This is a genomic window from Streptomyces sp. H27-D2, from assembly GCF_035828615.1.
Taxonomy (GTDB): Bacteria; Actinomycetota; Actinomycetes; order Streptomycetales; family Streptomycetaceae; genus Streptomyces.
This window is the reverse complement of the sequence record NZ_JAYMZR010000061.1, coordinates 19,640-35,596: the sequence shown is the minus strand read 5'-3', so window position 1 is coordinate 35,596 and position 15,957 is coordinate 19,640. Positions and strand designations below refer to the sequence as shown.

The following is a 15,957-nucleotide window of genomic DNA, read 5'->3' as shown; positions in this document are numbered from 1 at the left end:
GGGAGAAATGGCGGACGTGGTGCGCGCGGAGCGGGATGTACGGGTCATGGTCGTCGACGACCACCCGATGTGGCGGGACGCGGTCGCGCGGGACCTGGCCGAGGCCGGGTTCGACGTGGTGGCGACCGCGGGGGACGGCCCGCAGGCGGTGCGCAGGGCGCACGCGGCCGTGCCCGATGTGCTGGTCCTGGACCTCAACCTGCCCGGCATGCCCGGCGTTCAGGTCTGCAAGGAGCTCGTCGGCGCCCGGCCCACGCTCCGGGTGCTCGTGCTGTCCGCGAGCGGGGAGCACGCCGATGTGCTGGAGGCCGTGAAGTCCGGGGCCACCGGCTATCTGCTCAAGTCGTCGAGCACCGAGGAGTTGTTGGACGCGGTGCGCCGGACGGCCGACGGCGACGCGGTGTTCACCCCGGGCCTGGCCGGCCTGGTGCTCGGTGAGTACCGGCGGCTGGCCTCCGAGCCGGCCCCGGCCGTCGCGGGCGAGTCCGGCGCGCCGCAGCTCACCGACCGGGAGACCGAGGTGCTGCGGCTGGTCGCCAAGGGCCTCTCGTACAAGCAGATCGCCGAGCGGCTCGTCATCTCGCACCGCACCGTGCAGAACCATGTGCAGAACACCCTCGGCAAGTTGCAGCTGCACAACCGGGTCGAGCTGGTGCGCTACGCGATCGAGCGCGGCCTCGACGAGGCGTAGCCGGGAGCCGGGAGGCGGGCCCCGGAGCCGGGACCGCCCGGATGCTCCGCCGACCGTGCCGCACTGTCTCCCTGCTCCCCGGCGACCCGCGCGGACCGGCGTCCGCACCGGCGCCGACCCTCGTACGGGTGAATGTCGTTTGCTCAACTGCCCTTCTCCTGGAGGGAATTCGCCGCCACGCAGGCCCCATGTGACCTGGATCACCGTTAGCGTGAGCCGCGAGTGGGTCAACTCGGGATCGCGGGAGAAGGAGAAGATGCGATGCGCGTCGGAGTACTGACCGGTGGCGGAGACTGCCCCGGGCTCAATGCGGTCATCCGGGCCGTGGTCCGCAAGGGCGCCCAGGAGTACGACTACGACTTCGTCGGCTTCCGGGACGGCTGGCGCGGTCCCCTCGAAGGCGACACCGTGCCCCTCGACATCCCGGCGGTGCGCGGCATCCTGCCGCGCGGCGGCACCATCCTGGGCTCGTCGCGCACCAACCCGCTCAAGGCCGAGAACGGCATCCGCCGGATCAAGGACAACCTCGCCAAGTTCGAGGTGGACGCGCTGATCGCGATCGGCGGCGAGGACACCCTCGGCGTCGCCGCCCGGCTCTCCGACGAGTACGGCATCAACTGCGTCGGCGTCCCGAAGACCATCGACAACGACCTCTCGGCCACCGACTACACCTTCGGCTTCGACACCGCCGTCAACATCGCCACCGAGGCCATCGACCGGCTGCACACCACCGCCGAGTCGCACATGCGCGTCCTGGTCGTCGAGGTCATGGGCCGGCACGCGGGCTGGATCGCGCTGCACTCCGGGCTGGCCGGCGGCGCCAACGCGATCCTCATCCCCGAGCAGCGCTTCGACCTCGACCAGGTCTGCGGCTGGGTCGAGTCCCGCTTCAAGATCCGCTACGCGCCGATCGTCGTGGTCGCCGAGGGCGCCATGCCCAAGGACGGCGACGCGGTCCTCAAGGACGGCACACAGGACTCCTTCGGCCACGTCCGGCTGTCCGGCGTCGGCGAATGGCTGGCCAAGGAGATCGAGCGGCGCACCGGCAAGGAGGCCCGTACGACCGTCCTCGGCCACGTCCAGCGCGGCGGCACCCCCAGCGCCTTCGACCGCTGGCTCGCCACCCGCTTCGGGCTGCACGCGATCGAGGCCGTACGGGACGGCGACTTCGGGAAGATGGTCGCGCTGCGCGGCACTGACATCGTCCGGGTCCCGATCGCCGAGGCCACGGCCAGGCTGAAGACGGTCGACCCCGCGCTGTACGCGGAGGCCGACGTCTTCTTCGGCTGAGCCGTCGGGCGCGCTGAGCCGTCGGGCACGCGGGGCCGTCGGGCGCGCGGGACTGTCGGGCGGGCGGGACTGTCGGGCGGGCCGCGGACGCCGATGGTCCGTACCGATGGGCGCGCCCGCGCGGACGACGCGTACTCCTTGAGGACGCGGCCGACCGGACCCTCGACACCGCCCCGCGCGACCGCGAAAGAGTCGAGGGCAACCCGGCCGGCCGCGCCCACCACCCGAACGCTCAGCCCCGCGAACGCCCTGCTCAGACCAGCACAGCCGCCAACAGCTCCGCCGCGATCGAGGCCCCGTCCAGCGTCAGCACCGACTCCGGATGGAACTGCACGCCCGCGAAACCGGGCCCGCGCAGCGCGTGCACATCGCCGCTCGCCGCGTCCCGGCTCAGCTCGACGCGGTGCATCGCCAGCTCGACGGCGGTCCGCTCCTCGCAGCGCGCGGTGAAGGTGTTGTAGAAGCCGACGGTCTCCTCACGCCCGAAGAACGCGATGCGCTCCTGCGCGCCCTGGAACGGCACGTCCTTGCGGACGATCTCCAGCCCCAGCTCCGCCGCGATCAGCTCATGGCCCAGGCACACCCCGAGCAGCCCGTGCCGGTGCTCCCGCAGCAGCTCGGCCGCGAGCCCGCGCAGGAACCGCATCCGGGGGTCGGCGGCGGTCTTTGAGGGGTCGCCGGGGCCGGGGCCCAGCACGATCGGCCCCTGGTGGGTGAGCGCGGCCTCCCGCAGCCCCGGCTCGTCGTGCCGCCGGACCGTGACGCTCAGCCCGGAGTGGCGCAGCAGGTGCGCGAGCATCGCGGTGAAGGCGTCCTCGGCGTCGATGACCAGCGCGTGCCCGGCCAGCTGCCCGTCCCGTACGGCGGACCGCTCCTCGGCCGTCCGCATCCGCAGCCAGAACGGCGCGAGGTCCGCGCGCCGGGCGTCGAGTGCGGCCCGCACCCGCGGGTCGTCCGCGAGGCGCGGCCGGCCGGCGTCCGCAGCGCGTACCGGGCCGGGGCGCACCCCGAGCGCGGTCAGCACGCCGGCCGCCTTGGCGTGCGTCTCGGCCACCTCGCTGTGCGGATCGGAGGCGCGCACCAGCGTCGCGCCGACCGGCACCCGCAGCACCCCGGCGGCGTCGATGTCGGCGGTGCGGATCAGGATCGGCGAGTCCAGCGTCTGCGCGCCGCCCGCGTCCCGCCCGATGAGCGCCAGCGCCCCCGCGTAGTAGCCCCGGCCGCCGACCTCGTGCCGCTCGATGACCCGGCAGGCGTTCTGCACGGGCGAACCGGTGACGGTCGCGGCGAACATGGTCTCGCGCAGCACGTCCCGTACGTCCAGCGAGCTGCGGCCGCGCAGCTCGTACTCGGTGTGCGCGAGGTGGGTCATCTCCTTGAGCCGGGGTCCGACGACGACTCCGCCGATGTCGCCGACGGTGCACATCATCTTGAGCTCCTCGTCCACGACCATGGACAGCTCCTTGACCTCCTTGCGGTCGTGCAGGAACTCCAGCAGCCCTTCGGTGCTCGGCCCCTCGGCCGGGTAGCGGTAGGTCCCGCTGATCGGGTTCATCACGACGGTGCCGCCCGTCATCCGCACATGCACCTCGGGGCTCGCCCCCACCAGCGTCCGCTCCGGCCGGTGCACGACGTACGTCCAGTACGCGCCCCGCTCGCCGTCCAGCAGCCGCCGGAACAGCGCGAGCGCGTCGGCCGCCCCGAAGCCGGGGATCTCGCCCTCGAAGTTGCGCCGGATCACGAAGTTCGCACCCTCGCCGGAGCCGATCTCGTCCTCGATGACCCGCTCGACGATCGACGCGTACTCCTCGTCGCTCACATCGAACGCGCCGCCCTCGACGCGCACCTCGTGCCGGGGGAGCGCGGCCGTCAGCTCGGCCAGCGGCAGTTCGTACGACTCCTCGGGGCGCAGCACGGCCAGCGGCGTCCCGTCGTCCCGTACGTCGAAGCCGCGCTCGCGGATCTGCCGGAAGGGCACCAGCGCGAGCGCGTCGTGCGCCCGGCCGCCCTCCGGAGCGCCGTGCGGCAGCGGGATGTCGGCCAGCCGCTCGATCTCGGTGACGGTGCCGAGCAGGACCTCGACGGTCGTCCCGGTGTTCCCGGCCTCCGTGTCGCGGCCGGGCGTACGGCGGTGCAGCAGGGCGAACGGCGGGCAGCCGGGAGCCAGCAGACGTGCGACGAGTGCGGCGGCGTCGGGGGCCGGGGGATCGTGCTCCATGACGGTGGTCCTTCCGAGGTGCGGAACTACGGAGGGACAGCCGCCCGGACACACGGAAGGCCGCCCCTGGGGGCGGCCTTCGCGGTGAGAAGTCTCAGGATGTGCGCGCGATGAGGTGGGCCGCCGTATGAGGGGGCCACCACCAGGTGCGGGTCTGCTGCGCGAACATGCGATGACCCTAGCGGACCGGGCGGGCGCGGAGGGGACCGTCTCAGTTGCTGGGCGGCGTACGGGACGGTCCGGCCGACCCCGTAATGTTGGGGCTGTGACCGTGAACGCTGAAACCCACGCCAATGGCAACTCCTGGCGATCCCTGACCGCGGCGCAGCAGCCTGATTGGCCGGACCAAGAGGCTCTGCGCGATGTGCTCGCGGAGCTCCAGTCCTATCCGCCGCTCGTCTTCGCCGGTGAGTGCGACCAGCTGCGCACCCGGTTGGGGGCCGTAGCCAAGGGCGAGGCTTTCCTGCTCCAGGGCGGCGACTGCGCCGAGGCTTTCGACGCCGTCGGGGCCGACCAGATCCGCAACAAGCTCAAGACGCTGTTGCAGATGGGCGCCGTGCTGACCTACGCAGGGTCGGTGCCGGTCGTGAAGGTCGGCCGCATCGCGGGCCAGTACAGCAAGCCGCGCTCGAAGCCGACCGAGACCCGCGACGGCGTGACCCTGCCGACGTACCGCGGTGACTCGGTCAACGGCTTCGAGTTCACCGAGGCCTCCCGCATCCCCGACCCGCAGCGGCTCAAGCGGATGTACAACGCCTCCGCCGCGACGCTGAACCTCGTACGCGCCTTCACCACCGGCGGCTACGCGGACCTGCGCCAGGTGCACGCCTGGAACCAGGACTTCGTGAAGTCCTCGCCGTCGGGTCAGCGCTACGAGGCGCTGGCGCGCGAGATCGACCGTGCGATGAACTTCATGAACGCCTGCGGGGTCGACCCGGAGGAGTTCAAGACCGTCGAGTTCTACTCGTCGCACGAGGCGCTCGTGCTGGACTACGAGTCCTCGCTGACCCGTACCGACTCGCGCACCGGCGACCTCTACGACGTGTCCGGCCACATGGTCTGGATCGGCGAGCGGACCCGGCAGCTCGACGGCGCGCACATCGAGTTCGCGTCCAAGATCCGTAACCCGATCGGCGTGAAGCTCGGCCCGACGACGACGCCGGAAGAGGCGCTGGCGCTGATCGAGCGGCTCGACCCGGACCGCGAGCCCGGCCGGCTGACCTTCATCACCCGGATGGGCGCGGACAAGGTCCGGGAAAGGCTGCCCACCCTGGTCGAGAAGGTCACCGCCTCCGGCGCCCAGCCGGTATGGATCTGCGACCCGATGCACGGCAACACCTTCGAGGCGGCCTCGGGCCACAAGACCCGCCGCTTCGACGATGTGCTGGACGAGGTCAAGGGCTTCTTCGAGGTCCACAAGGGCCTCGGGACGCACCCGGGCGGTATTCACGTCGAGCTGACCGGCGACGACGTCACGGAGTGCGTGGGCGGCGGCGACGAGATCTTCGTCGGCGATCTGCACCAGCGCTACGAGACGGCATGCGACCCGCGGCTCAACCGGAGCCAGTCGCTCGACCTGGCGTTCCTGGTCGCGGAGATGTACCGGGGCCAGTAGGGCCGGGAGCGACGCACACGTACGGCACGCAGATGTACACGGATGTACACAGCACGCTGGGGCGCGGATCGATTGTGATCCGCCCCCCACTGCGTTGTTATGCGTCCACCGAGGTGGGTAAGGTTAGGGTAACCTCACTGTTCGAGAGGGCAGTGAGTCTGCCTTCCACCCGTCTGTCGACCCGCCCACGGGGGTGAACCGCGTGTACGTCTGCTCATGCTTCGGCATCACCGAGAAGCAGGTCCGCGCCCACGCGGACACCGGTGCTTGCACGCCCCGGCAGATCGCTTCCGCCTGCAAGGCGGGCACGGACTGCGGTGGCTGCGTACGACGCATACAGGCGCTGCTCGGCCGGGGCGGGTGCCCGCGGCCCGAGCAGGACGAGCCGGTCGACCTGGTCCGGCGGACCGAGCGGGCCGGCCGCAGTGAGCGAGCCGCCCAGGCCGGCCGCGGTGAGCGAGCCGAGCGGGTCGATTCGGGCATGCGTCCGGTGACGGCCGAAGCCGCCTGACCGGTCCCCCACGCCGCCGCCTGACCGGTGTCCCGCGCCGGGTGGTGGCGCCGGTTCGCAGCGTGCCTGACGAATCGGTTCAGCCGGATCGGTTCAGCTGTCCGGCTGCTCGATGAGCTGCGCGATGTAGAGCGGCTCGCCGAGCTTCTCGACCAGCTCCAGCTGGGTGTCGAGATAGTCGATGTGGTGCTCCTCGTCGGCGAGGATGGACTCGAAGATATTGGCCGAGGTGATGTCACCCTTGGCCCGCATGACCTCGACTCCGCGCTTCAGCCGGTCGATGGCCTCGACCTCCACTTGACGGTCGGCCTGGAACATCTCGGTGACCGTCTGGCCCACGCGGACATGGAAGAGCCGTTGGTAGTTGGGCAGCCCGTCCAGGAAGAGGATGCGGTCGGTAAGAAGCTCCGCGTGCTTCATCTCGTCGATGGACTCGGAGCGGGTGTATTTCGCCAGCTTCGACCAGCCGAAGTTCTCCTGCATCTTCGCGTGCAGGAAGTACTGGTTGATCGCGGTCAGCTCGGCGGTCAGCTGCTCGTTGAGAAACTCGAGGACCTCGGGGTCGCCTTGCATGGCAGCGGCTCCTTCCAGGCGGGATAACAGCAGGTTGGGCGCATCCTCGCACCGCCCGCCGTGACGGTCCAGTAAGTGCATGCTTAGTAGGAGTTGCCCGAATCCCCGTGGTGCTGGTCACCAGCACCCTCATGGGTCTGACACCATGGACACATGGGTCTGCCGGAAAGCCGCGAAGGGCAGCAGGATCGCCTTCCACCGGGGCAGCGGCTGCAGCGGGGCTGGCCGGTGACGCACTACGGCCCGGTCCCGAAGTTCAAGCCGGACCGCTGGGAGTTCAGGGTTTTCGGCGCGACGGCCGACGGCGACAAGCACTGCTGGAACCACGAAGAGTTCTCGGCGATGCCGTACTCCACCGTCCTCGCGGACCTGCACTGCGTCACGAAGTACAGCATGCTCGGGGCGGAATGGGGCGGCGTCGCCTCCCGTACGATCCTCGAACTCGCGCCGCCCGCACCCGATGTCACGCATGTGATGGTGTGGGCCGAGTACGGCTTCAGCTCGAATCTGCGGATCGCCGACTTCGCCACGGAGCAGACCATCTTCGCGACCCACAAGGGCGGCGAGCCGCTCACCGCCGAGCACGGTTTCCCCGTCCGGCTGCTGGTCCCGCATCTGTACGCCTGGAAGGGCCCCAAGTGGGTCCGCGGCATCGAGTACATGACGGCGGACCGCCGCGGTTTCTGGGAAGAGCGCGGCTATCACAACATCGGCGATCCCTGGGACGAGCAGCGCTACTCGTACCAGGAAGTGCCGGGCGACGGCCCCGAGCTGTAACCGGGGGCGCGTCCCGCCGTCGGGGTCTCAGCGGTGGTACTGGTGCACTACGGCGTGGCCCTTGCCGCGGCCGATCATCACGCGGTTGACGGGCGTGGTGACCACGAACGCCGCCGCCAGCGCGAAGGCGAGAGTGGCCCAGAACAGCCACTCGGTGAGATGCGCGTCCATGGCGCCGGGGACGAGCAGGATCACGCCGTTGTCGATGAGTTCCATGACCGCGATGGACAGCGTGTCGGCGGCCAGCGCCACCCGGAACGCGGTCCTGAAATCGAGACCGGCCTTCAGTACGCCCCGCAGAGTGAGGGCGTAGCCGAAGAAGAACGCGAGGACGATCGCGAGGATCATCGTCGGCAGGTTCTGCCAGCCGAGCCAGGTGCCGATGATCATGCCGAGCACCTCGCCGATGGCGCAGCCGGTGAGGCAGTGCAGGGTGGCCTTGGCGGCCATCGACCAGCTGACCGGGGCGTGGGCGGCGGTGTGGTCGGCGGCGTGGTCGGCGTGACCGTCGTGCGCCTGGTCGCCGTGACTTTTCCCGTGGTCGGTGTGCTGCATACGGATCACCCGTTCCGCTCGAAACCGTCCTGCTCGCTTCAGTGGAACGATATACCCCCTAGGGGTATTCCGGGAGGGGTGTTCGCGAGGGATTCCGCGCCGGTCGGTCGTGGCCCGTGCGCGCCAACCCGCCCGCCAGTCCGTCAGCCCCGCAGCTCCTTGAGGCGGGCGATGTCCGCCGCGTGCCCCTCCTTGCCGCCGGGCGTCTCGATCACCAGCGGCACGCCCTCCGTCGCCGGATGGCTGAACAGCTCACCGAACGGCTCCGCGCCGATGTGCCCGGCGCCGATGTTCTCGTGCCGGTCCTTGTGCGCCCCGACGACGTCCTTGGAATCGTTGGCGTGGATCAGCTTCAGCCGGCCCTCGCCGGCCACCTCCACCAGTTCGTCCAGCAGCAGCTTCATCCCGCCCGGCGCGGCCATGTCGTGCCCGGCCGCGAAGGCGTGGCAGGTGTCCAGGCAGACGCCGAGCCTCGGGTGACGCTCCAGCGCGTCGAAGTACGGGCCCAGATCCTCGGCCATCGCGCACAGCGACGAGCCCTGCCCGGCGGTGGGCTCCAGCAGCAGCCACGGGTCGTCGGCATGCGTCAGCTCCGCCAGCAGCGGCAGCAGCCGCTCGTGAACCTGCGCCAGCGCCTCGGCGCGGGGCCGCCCGCCGGTCGCCGAACCGGTGTGCACGACGACGCCCAGCGCGCCGATCTCGCGGGCCCGGCGCAGTGAGTGCCGCAGCGATTCCACCGACTTGTCCACGGTCGCCTCGGTGTGCGAGCCGAAGTTGATCAGATACGGCGCGTGCACATACGCGGGGACGCCCTCGTCGGCACAGGCCGCCCGGAACTCCTCGTCCTGCACCGGATTGCCGGCCGTCGTCGCCCAGCCACGCGGGTTGGCGACGAAGACCTGCACGCTCTCGGCGCCCATCTCACGGGCGTACGGCAATCCGGCCTTGGCCAGGCCACCGGACACGGGGATGTGCCCGCCGATCGGATTGCGCGTACGGGGGCCCTGCGCGGGGGCGGGGGTGCGGGCGTGGTGTACAGGGGTCACGGTCCCCAGGGTGCCAGGTCCCGCGACCTGCGGGGACCGGCCGGGGCGGGCGCGAGGGGGACCGGCGGGCGGCGGAGTGCCCTCAGCCCGGTGGACGTGTCCTCAATCGCCGGACAGGCTGAATTTTCAGCCCGTTGAGGGCACCTCCCTGCCGGAGCCCGGGCGAGAGCCAAATTTAGCCCTCCCCCAGACTTCGTCCGGGAGGTGCCCTCAGCGCTTGAGGACAGCGCGGCCGAAGAACGCGTTCCTCCCGGAAGGAGCCCGGAGCCAGGGCCAAAATCAGCCTGTCCGGCGTTTGAGGACACCCATCCACCGGGCTGAGGATCCAGTCAACCGCCGCGGTCGACCGACCTACCGCACCCGCAGGGTGATCGTGCTGCCCTTGGGCGCCTCTTCCCCGCCGTCCACCGACTGGTCGAACACCGTGTCGCCGAAGAAGAAGCGGGTCACCGAAACATCGAAGCCCGCCTCGCGCAGCTCCGCCTTCGCGTCGTCGACGTTCGTCCCCTCGACGTCGGGGACCTCCACCATCTGCTCTCCCTTGGAGACCGTGAGGGTGACCGTGTCGCCCTTGCCCAGCGTGTCGCCCTCGCTCGGCGACTGCACGGCGACGGCGCCCTTGTCCTCCTCGGAGAACACCTTTTCGGCCGCGACCTCGGTCTTGAGCCCCGACTCGGCCAGCTCGGTCCTGGCGTCCTCGACCGCGTCGCCGGTCACGTCCGGCACCTCGATCTCCTCGCCGCGGCTGACGGTCAGCGCGACGGCCGAGTCGGGCTTGCGCTCGGCGCCGGCCCTGGGGTCCGTACCGATCACCGAGCCCTTGGCGACCTCGTCGTCGAACGCCCGCTTCACGGTGCCGGGGACCAGCCCGCGCTGCCGCAGCTCGCGCTTGGCGTCGGCGAGCGGGGTGCCCGACAGATCGGGGATCTTCACGATCTCCGGCCCGCGCGAGACGACGATGGTGACCGTGCCGGTGTTGCGGATGCGCGCGTCGCTGTCCGGGTCGGTGTCCATCACCTGGCCGCGGGCGACGTTGCCGCTGAAGTCCCGCTTGACCTTCACGTCCAGCCCCGCCCCGCGCACCGCCTTCTCGGCGTCGGCCTGGGAGAGCCGCAGCACTCGCGGGACGCTGGTGAACTGGCCGGAGTTGATGTACCAGACGCCCGTACCGACGCCGAGTGCCAGCAGGACGGCGACCACGATGGTCACCACCCCGCGCCCCGGCATCCGGCGGCGGTGCGCGACCGGCCCTCGCGGACCCGGCGGCGGTCCCGCGGGCGGCGGGACCGGCATCACCAGCCGGCTGGTCCGGTTCTGCGCGGCCTCGTCGGCCCCGCCGTCCGGCATCCCGGGGAGCGGCGGCTGTACGCCGAGGGCCCGCGGAATGACGCTCGTACGGTCCTCGGAGCCGTCCTGGGACGCGGTCAGGGCCTGCGGCGGCACCGCGTCGAGCTGCGCGTCGGTCAGTTCGGAGCGGACGGCGCGCGCGTGCGAGAGCAGCGCGACGGCGTCGTCGGGGCGCAGCTGCGGATCGCGCGCGGTGGCCAGCGTCACCAAGTGGTCGAGCCGGCCCGCGCAGCCGGGGACGGCGTCGGAGACCGGCGGGACGTCGTCGTGCAGATGTTGGTAGAGGATCTGCGCCGGGGAGCCGCCGGAGTGCGGCTTGGAGCCCGTCAGCATCTCGTAGAGCACCACGCCGCAGGCGTAGACGTCGGCGCGGGTGTCGGCGGTGCCGTGTTCTATCTGCTCGGGGGCGAGGTAGGACACGGTGCCCAGCACCGATCCGGTGGAGGAGGTGCTGTTGTTGTCGACGGTCCTGACGAGGCCGAAGTCGGCGACCTTGACCCGGCCGTCGTCCCCGATCAGGACGTTCTCCGGCTTCATGTCGCGGTGTACGAGCCCGGCCAGGTGGGCCGCGCCGAGGGCGGCCAGGATCGGCTCCAGGATGTCCAGGGCGGCGCGCGGCTGGAGGGCCCCGCGCTCGCGCAGCACGTCGCGCAGGGTGCACCCGGCGATGTACTCCATCGCGAGATAGACGTAGGTGCCGTCCGTCCCCTGGTCGAAGACGTTGACCACATTGGGGTGCGCGAGCCGGGCCACGGACTTGGCCTCCCGGATGAACCGGTCGACGAACGCGCCGTCGGCGGCCAGCCCGGGATGCATCACCTTCAGAGCGAGAACCCGGTCGAGCCGGGTGTCCATGGCCCGGTAGACCGTGGCCATACCACCGGCGGCGATCCGCGACTCGACGCGGTAGCGGCCGTCGAGCACGTGCCCGACGAGCGGGTCCTGGAGGGTCGTATCCACGCAGGGGAGTCTACGAGCCATGGCCGGTGGATCAGGACAGGTGCGCAGTTCCCGCTGTCTTACCGCAGCCGAACAGTGACAGCGCCGCAGTGTGGAGGGGCGCCGTCCGGCCGGTTCCCGGGCCGTACCGAGGCGGCCGGGGCGCGGGGGACCGACCGGGGCGGCGGTGGCCGCGGCGGGCGGACCAGCTGTGATCAGGCGTGTGAGGCGGCTGCGATGGCGCCGAGCTCCTCCAGGGCCGCGGCCCAGGCCATGCCCGCGTACTCGGCGTGCCGGGCCCGCTGCGCGGCGGAGGCGTCGAGCGCGCCGATGCCGCTCTCGGCCAGCCGGACGCGGGTGCCCTCGTCCTCGGCGGACAGCGTGAACGCGACCTCGGTGAAGCCGCCCTTCGCCGGTGGGACGTCGGGGGACAGGGCGAGCCGGAAGGAGAGCCGCCGGAGCGGCTCGACGGCGTCCACCACTCCGTGGAACTCGCCGTGCTCGTCCCAGCGGAACCGCAGCGCTCCGCCGGGGCGCAGCTCCACCTCCGCGCCCCCGAAGGCGTACCAGGAGCGGATGTGCTCGACGGCCGTCAGCACCCGCCACACCCGGTCGGGCGGCGCCGGGACGTAGATCTCCCGCTCGACCCGGTCGGGGACGGGTGCCATGCCGGAGGCGGTCACCGCCTCGGCACCGGCCGTCGAATCGGCGTCGGCCCTGGAATCGGCGTCGGCCCTGGAACCGGCCGTGGGATCAGTCACGGAAACCACCTCCGCTCCCAAGCTAATGCGGTGACCGCGATTGTTCACCGGGTCGGTCCCGTGGACGCGTGTCCTCGATCTCCCCCAGCCTTCGGCCGGGAGGCGCCCCCACGCCATTGAGGACAGCGCGGCCGAAGGACGCACCCTGGGCCCCTCTCGGACGGGGAGTCCGGGGAGCGCCTCGCCGCTCAAGGCACTCGTCAGCCGAACGCCGGGCGCTCCGGATCGAGAACCGCCACGCCCCCGGTGGGCGAGGATGCCTCGGCGAAGTGCCGGCGCGGGATGCGGCCCGCCCGCCGGGCCAGCCGGCCGGCCTCGACCGCGTGCCGCATCGCCTCCGCCATCAGGACGGGCTCCTGGGCGCGGGTGACCGCCGAGGCGAGCATCACCGCCGCGCAGCCCAGCTCCATCGCGAAGGAGGCGTCCGAGGCGGTCCCCGCCCCGGCGTCCAGGATCACCGGGACGCCGGCCCGCTCGGTGATCAGCTGGAAGTTGTGCGGGTTGCGGATGCCCAGCCCCGAGCCGATGGGGGAGCCCAGCGGCATGATCGCGGCGCAGCCCACGTCCTCCAGCTTCCGGGCGAGCACCGGGTCGTCGTTGGTGTAGGGCAGCACCGTGAAGCCGTCGTCGACCAGGGTCTCGGCGGCGTCCAGCAGCTCGATCGGGTCGGGGAGCAGGGTGCGCTCGTCGGCCACGACTTCGAGCTTCACCCAGTCCGTGCCCAGCGCCTCGCGGGCCAGCCGGGCGGTGAGCACGGCCTCCCCGGCGGTGAAACAGCCCGCGGTGTTGGGCAGCACCCGGATACCGAGCTTCTCCAGCACGGACAGCACGGAGCCGTGCACGGTCGGGTCGAGCCGGCGCATCGCGACGGTCGTCAGCTCGGTGCCGGAGGCGATCAGCGAGCGCTCCAGCACGTCGAGGCTGGGCGCACCGCCGGTGCCCATGATCAGCCGGGAGCCGAAAGTGCTGTCGGCGATGGTCAGCAGGTCGTCGGCCATCGGGTCAGCCTCCCTGGACCGCGGTCAGAACCTCGACGCGGTCGCCGTCGGCCAGCACGGTGTCGGCCCACCGGCCGCGCGGGACGACGGTCTCGTTGAGCGCGGCGGCGACGCCGCGCGGGGCGCTGCTGAGCGTCTCGACGAGCCGGTCGAGGGTGAGCCCGGCGGTCAGCTCGCGGGGCTCACCGTTGACCGAGAGGCTCGGCCCTTCGTTCACGGTGGCGGTCATGCGGACTGCTCCTGGAGTGCGGTGCTTGCGGGGTCCCCCGGACGAAGCCCGGGGGAGGGATGCGCGGGATCACCGGTGCCTGCGGTGCCTGCGGTGCCTGCGGTGCTCAAGCCTTGGGCCGGAGTCTCCCGGCTCGCTGGTGCGAAGCGCTGCGGCGAGAAGGGGCGGGCCTCGTCCGGCAGCTCGCCGGTCGTCAGGACCTCGGCCATCACGTCACCGGTGATCGGCGTCAGCAGCACCCCGTTGCGGTGGTGCCCGGTGGCCAGGTGCAGGCCGGGGAGCGCGGTCGGGCCGAGCAGCGGCGCGTTGTCGGGGGAGCAGGGCCGCAGCCCGGCGCGGGTCTCGACCAGCGGCAGCTCGGTGATGCCCGGCACCAGCTCGTGCGCGTCGCGCAGCAGCTCGTAGACGCCGCCCGCGGTGACCGTGGTGTCCCAGCCCAGCTCCTCGCTGGTCGCGCCGAGGACCAGCTCGCCGTTCTCGCGCGGCACGAGGTAGACGTGCCCGCCGCGCACCGTGGCCCGTACGGTCCGGGACAGGAACGGCGCGTGCGCCGAGAGCGCGGCCGGCACCCGCAGCCGGAGGATCTGGCCCTTGACCGGGCGTACGGGCGGCAGGACCGCGTCCGGGACGCCCGCGAGCCGGCCGCTGAGGCTGCCGCCCGCCAGGACCACCTGGTCGGCGTCGATCCGGGTGCCGTCGTCCAGCACCGCGCCGGCTGCCCGGTCCCGTACCACCGAAAGGCGCTGCGCCCAGGCCCGGCGGAAGGTGACCCCGGCGCGCTCGCAGGCGGTCAGCAGGGCCGCTGTGAGCCGCCGGGGGTCGGTCTGGTGGTCGCCGTCGACCCGCAGGCCGCCGCGCACGCCCGGCGCGAGCATCGGCTCCAGGCGGCGGCATTCGCGCCCCGTGAGCCACTGCGACTCCAGACCGGAACGGCGCTGGAGATCATGGAGTTCGCGCAGGTGGGCGCGGTCGTCGGAGTCCAGCGCGACGGCGAGCGTGCCGCAGGTGCGGTAGCCGATGTCCTGGCCGCCGGCCTCCTCCAGTTCCGCCGCGAACGCCGGATAGCGGCGCGCGGAGGACAGATTGAGGCCGAGCAGCGTCTGCTCGCCGTAGTGCAGCTCGGTGACGGCGGCGAGCATCCCGGCCGCGACCTGCGCCGCGCCGCCGCCCGGCGCGGGGTCGGCGACCGTGACCCGCAGACCGCGCTGCGCCGCCCGCCAGGCCGTGACCAGGCCGATGACGCCGCCGCCGATGACCAGGACGTCGCAGGTCGAGCCGGAGCCGTCGGGCTGACGGCGGGGCGTCGGGGCGCGCGCGGGATCAGGGGCGGAGCCCAGTGCCGGGCTGTGCGCGGCGTCGTACGCGGAGCCGCGCGGTGCGTTGTCGTCGTTCGGGGGCGCGTTGTGCCCCGGTGCGTCGTTCAGGTCCGGAGAGCTGTCCGAAGCGTTGCCCGTAGCGGCGTGCATGGGTGTCCAGCCCCTCCCTTCGCCGGCATGACCCGGATCAGGTTCGTACGGTCGGAGGCCGTCCAGCCTCCCTCTCAGCCCGGTCCGTCCGGGCTCCCGCGAGTGCCTTACGCCCGCCACCCTAACGCTTGGCCCCGACCGCCCGTAAGGACGTCCGGCGGCCGGTGGCGGGCCCCGGCGGGCCGGTCGCCGTGACGTTGTGTCAGAGATCTCGCCGCATGGTGCTGCGGCCCGCCGCGACCGCCGTCCTACAGTGATCGGGTGAGCGAGCAGAGCGGTACGCAGAGCGCTAGCCGGGCCAGGACCCCGGACCGGACGGCGGACAGGCTGCGCCGGGTCGTCATCGTCGGCGCGGGCATGGCCGGGGTGCAGACGGCGGTGGCCCTGCGCGAACAGGGCTGGGACGGTGCGATCGTCCTGCTGGGCGCCGAACCGCACCCGCCCTACGACCGCCCGCCGCTCTCCAAAGCGGTCCTGCTCGGCAAATCCGACGGCTCCGCCTTCGACGTGGACTTCGCCGCGCTCGGCATCCAGCTGGAACTGGGCCGGCACGTCACGGCGCTGCGCCCCGCCGAACACCTGCTGGAGACCGAGGCGGGCCCGGTGCCCTACGACCGGCTGGTCATCGCCACCGGAGCCGAAGCGATCACGCTGCCCGGCTGCGGGGACCTGCCCGACGTACATCTGCTGCGCACCCTCGACGACGCCCAGCGGCTGCGCCCCGTCCTGGCCGCGCAGCGCAGGATCGTGGTGGTCGGCGCCGGCTGGATCGGCGCCGAGTTCGCCACGGCGGCCCGCGAGGCCGGCTGCGAGGTGACCGTCGTCGAGGCCGCCGACCGGCCGCTCTCCGGGGCGCTCCCCGGTGAGGTCGCCGAGCACATGGCCGCCTGGTACACCGATTCCGGCGCCGCTTTGATCACCGGCGCGCGCGTCACCGGGAT

The 15,957-nt window shown here is 72.1% G+C and carries 15 protein-coding genes and 1 riboswitch; of the genes, 6 read left to right on the top strand and 9 right to left on the bottom strand.

The genetic code is table 11. The annotated features are described in order from the left end of the window. Window positions 1–7 precede the first annotated feature (7 nt). Together QMK28_RS22285 and QMK28_RS22280 are read left to right on the top strand one after the other, a co-directional pair. Complete coding sequence (locus QMK28_RS22285; RefSeq protein WP_326440752.1) at window positions 8–691, top strand: response regulator transcription factor; 684 nt, start codon at window positions 8–10, stop codon at window positions 689–691. A 261-nt stretch (window positions 692–952) separates the two neighbouring features. Then, window positions 953–1,981, top strand: coding sequence for a 6-phosphofructokinase (locus tag QMK28_RS22280; protein WP_326440730.1), 1,029 nt, complete (start codon window positions 953–955; stop codon window positions 1,979–1,981). 253 nt (window positions 1,982–2,234) lie between these two features. Here the strand turns inward: QMK28_RS22280 and QMK28_RS22275 are convergent, their stop codons facing one another. Continuing rightward, entirely contained in the window at window positions 2,235–4,199 is a 1,965-nt protein-coding gene (locus QMK28_RS22275) for an anthranilate synthase family protein (protein ID WP_326440728.1), read from the bottom strand. A gap of 265 nt (window positions 4,200–4,464) precedes the next feature. Between QMK28_RS22275 and QMK28_RS22270 the strand changes: the two genes are divergently transcribed. Both QMK28_RS22270 and QMK28_RS22265 read left to right on the top strand, forming a co-directional pair. Next, window positions 4,465–5,814, top strand: coding sequence for a class II 3-deoxy-7-phosphoheptulonate synthase (locus QMK28_RS22270; protein WP_326440726.1), 1,350 nt, complete (start codon window positions 4,465–4,467; stop codon window positions 5,812–5,814). 193 nt (window positions 5,815–6,007) lie between these two features. After that, window positions 6,008–6,325, top strand: a complete 318-nt coding sequence (locus QMK28_RS22265) for a (2Fe-2S)-binding protein (RefSeq protein WP_326440724.1) — start codon at window positions 6,008–6,010, stop codon at window positions 6,323–6,325. Between the two features lie 93 nt (window positions 6,326–6,418). Here the strand turns inward: QMK28_RS22265 and bfr are convergent, their stop codons facing one another. Further along, a complete protein-coding gene (bfr, locus tag QMK28_RS22260; RefSeq protein WP_326440722.1) occupies window positions 6,419–6,898 on the bottom strand; it encodes a bacterioferritin in 480 nt (159 codons plus the stop codon). Window positions 6,899–7,051: 153 nt separating this feature from the next. On the opposite strand from bfr, the gene QMK28_RS22255 reads away from it, so the two are divergent. Next, window positions 7,052–7,675, top strand: a complete 624-nt coding sequence (locus QMK28_RS22255; RefSeq protein ID WP_326440720.1) for a sulfite oxidase-like oxidoreductase — start codon at window positions 7,052–7,054, stop codon at window positions 7,673–7,675. A 27-nt stretch (window positions 7,676–7,702) separates the two neighbouring features. Here the strand turns inward: QMK28_RS22255 and QMK28_RS22250 are convergent, their stop codons facing one another. The 7 genes from QMK28_RS22250 to thiO form a co-directional block, all read right to left on the bottom strand. Beyond that, entirely contained in the window at window positions 7,703–8,230 is a 528-nt protein-coding gene (locus tag QMK28_RS22250; RefSeq protein WP_326440718.1) for a DUF4396 domain-containing protein, read from the bottom strand. 143 nt (window positions 8,231–8,373) lie between these two features. Further along, window positions 8,374–9,276 (bottom strand): deoxyribonuclease IV, encoded by a 903-nt coding sequence (locus tag QMK28_RS22245; RefSeq protein WP_326440716.1) that lies wholly within the window; start codon window positions 9,274–9,276, stop codon window positions 8,374–8,376. A gap of 351 nt (window positions 9,277–9,627) precedes the next feature. Next, entirely contained in the window at window positions 9,628–11,583 is a 1,956-nt protein-coding gene (pknB, locus tag QMK28_RS22240; RefSeq protein WP_326440714.1) for a Stk1 family PASTA domain-containing Ser/Thr kinase, read from the bottom strand. Between the two features lie 194 nt (window positions 11,584–11,777). Next, window positions 11,778–12,323 carry an SRPBCC domain-containing protein gene (locus QMK28_RS22235; protein ID WP_326440712.1) on the bottom strand — a complete coding sequence of 182 codons (546 nt, stop codon included), beginning with the start codon at window positions 12,321–12,323 and terminating at the stop codon, window positions 11,778–11,780. Between the two features lie 200 nt (window positions 12,324–12,523). Further along, on the bottom strand, window positions 12,524–13,321 hold the full coding sequence (locus QMK28_RS22230) for a thiazole synthase (protein ID WP_326440710.1): 798 nt from the start codon (window positions 13,319–13,321) through the stop codon (window positions 12,524–12,526). Between the two features lie 4 nt (window positions 13,322–13,325). Further along, window positions 13,326–13,550 carry a sulfur carrier protein ThiS gene (gene thiS, locus QMK28_RS22225; RefSeq protein WP_326440708.1) on the bottom strand — a complete coding sequence of 75 codons (225 nt, stop codon included), beginning with the start codon at window positions 13,548–13,550 and terminating at the stop codon, window positions 13,326–13,328. Continuing rightward, a complete protein-coding gene (thiO, locus tag QMK28_RS22220; protein ID WP_326440706.1) occupies window positions 13,547–15,016 on the bottom strand; it encodes a glycine oxidase ThiO in 1,470 nt (489 codons plus the stop codon). The genes thiS and thiO overlap by 4 nt, the downstream gene beginning before the upstream one ends. Then, a riboswitch (TPP riboswitch) is annotated at window positions 15,014–15,126 on the bottom strand. Its footprint overlaps the gene before it by 3 nt. A gap of 151 nt (window positions 15,127–15,277) precedes the next feature. On the opposite strand from thiO, the gene QMK28_RS22215 reads away from it, so the two are divergent. After that, on the top strand, window positions 15,278–15,957 hold a 680-nt coding region (locus QMK28_RS22215; protein ID WP_443050792.1), incomplete at its 3' end, for an NAD(P)/FAD-dependent oxidoreductase.